The sequence below is a fragment of the Rhizobacter sp. P2_H2 genome (genome assembly GCF_056403375.1).
In genome coordinates, this window is the sequence record NZ_JBFUFP010000909.1 from 1 (window position 1) to 2,259 (window position 2,259).

Below are 2,259 nucleotides of genomic sequence, written 5' to 3' on the forward strand. Positions count from 1 at the left end.
GGTGCAAGGCGTCGACGGCCAGACCTCGTTCCTCAACGAGGTGCAGCGCCGCGCCGAGATGGCCGGCCTGCCCGCGTTGCAACGGCCCGGCCTGAGCCCGACGCTCTACGCCTCGCTGACGCAGGGCCTGATCGTGTCGCCGTGGATCGCCGGCTCGCGGGTCGACGGCTGGGACGAAACCGGGTTGCGCCAGCTGTTCGACAGCGGCCTCGCGCTGCTGCGCGCCGGCTTCTTCGAATGGGATTTCTGCCCCGGCAACGTGTTGCGCGACGCGCGGCAGGTCTGGCTGTTCGACTACGGCTACCTGTATCGCTTCGACCCGCTGCGGCATTTCAACAGCGCCGGCACCGGCCTGAGCGCGCCGCAGCACCACCTGGCCGAGCGCATCGAATCGCGCCACGTGTTCGGCTGGCTGCTGCAGTTGGAGAGCCGGCTCGGTGCAGACGCCGCGCTGCGTGCCTTCCGCATGGAGAAGGCGATCGCACTCGACGCGTACGAGCGCCTGCGCAGCCAGCTGGCTGCCGACGGCGCCACCGCCACCGTGCTGCACTGGCTGGACGGCATCTGCCGCGGGTGGCGCGCCGCGCTCGCCGGGCCGTTGGCCGACCTGTACCTGCGCGAGGGCTGGCGCTCACACGCCACCGACCTCGACGACGACCTGAAGGGGCAGACCTGCACGCCGACGACGCTGGCTCGCGCCGACTGGTTGCTGCAGGCACTGCGGCTGCACCACGGGGCGCTGGCGGCACACGGCGCCTGGCAGGGCGACGAAGCGGCCCTCGACCGGCCCGGCCTGATCGCGCGCTACGAGCAACGGCGGCGGCAGGCGGTCGAGTTCCAGCTGCCTGCATCTACCTCAGACCACGAAGGCATGCATCGTCCGAACGAATGGCCTCGGCCTGAAAAGGCCTCCTGACAACTGCCGACAGCCGGTTGGCGCCGGTCCTACGATGCGGGCCTTTCCGGACAAATTCCGGACCGATTCCGCCAGACCCAAGGACAGCCCCATGCTCTTCGAACCGACCACCCTCCGCTCGCTGTCGCTGCGCAACCGCATCGTGATGTCGCCGATGACGCGCAGCCGCGCTGTCGAGGCCAACACGCCAAACGCATTGATGGCCGAGTACTACGCCCAGCGCGCCGGCGCCGGGCTGATCATCACGGAGGGCACCTCGCCGTCGCCGAACGGTCTCGGCTATGCGCGCATCCCGGGCCTGTACAACGCTGCCCACGCCGCCGGCTGGAAACTGGTGACCGACGCGGTGCACGCCAAGGGCGGCAGGATCGTGATCCAGCTGATGCACACCGGCCGCGTCTCGCACGCCGCCAACCTGCCGGCCGGCGCCGAAGTGGTCGGCCCGACCGCTGCCGTGCTGCCCGGCGAGATGTACACCGATTCGAACGGCATGCAGCCGCACAGCGCGCCGCGTGCGATGACGCAGGCCGACATCGACCACGTGGTCGCCGAGTACGCCGCCTCGGCCCAGCTTGCGATCGAGGCCGGCTTCGACGGCGTCGAGCTGCATGGCGCCAACGGCTACCTGATCGAGCAATTCCTGAACGGCAACGTCAACCAGCGCACCGACGGCTACGGCGGCAGCGCGGCCGGCCGCAACCGCTTCGCGCTCGAAGTGGTGCGCGCGGTGGCGAACCGCATCGGCGCCGGCAAGGTCGGCATCCGCGTGTCGCCGCACGGCGTGTTCAACGCGACCGGCCCGTTCGACGGCGTCGACGAGCAGTACGTCGCGCTGGTGAAGGAACTGTCGGCCATCGGCCTGCTGTACGTGCACGAGCTCGATCACTCGGCGATGGGCGCGCCCCCGATTCCGGCCGCCACCAAGGCCGCGCTGCGCGAGGCCTTCAAGGGCCCGTTCATCCTGGCCGGCGGCTTCGACCGCGCGAGCGGCGAGAAGACGCTGCAGTCCGGCCAGTCCGACCTGGTCGCCTTCGGCCGGCCGTTCATCTCGAACCCGGACCTGGTCGAGCGCCTGAAGAAGGATGCGCCGCTGACCGCGCCGGACTTCTCGACCTTCTACACGCCGGGCGCCAAGGGCTATACCGACTACGCGGTGCAGACGGCCTGAGGACGGGCGCCGTCGTGGGAACATCGCGCGATACTCCCGTCGCCGATCGTTCCCGCACCGGTGCTTCGTTCCGCCGCTGGAGCGAGGCCTGATCGTTCAATGAGCGTTCGATGAGCCTCCCCTTCGTCCTGCTGTGCGCGGCGCTGTGTGCCGTGTGGATCCCGCCGCTGCCGGT

At 70.2% G+C, this 2,259-nt stretch carries 2 protein-coding genes; both read left to right on the forward strand.

The features are described from left to right. Positions 1-916 (forward strand): protein kinase family protein (locus tag AC1D15_RS28110; protein WP_477828599.1); only part of this gene is annotated, 916 nt, incomplete at its 5' end. Positions 917-1,007: 91 nt separating this feature from the next. Then, entirely contained in the window at positions 1,008-2,084 is a 1,077-nt protein-coding gene (locus AC1D15_RS28115) for an alkene reductase (RefSeq protein ID WP_477828600.1), read from the forward strand. The last annotated feature ends 175 nt before the right edge of the window (positions 2,085-2,259 follow it).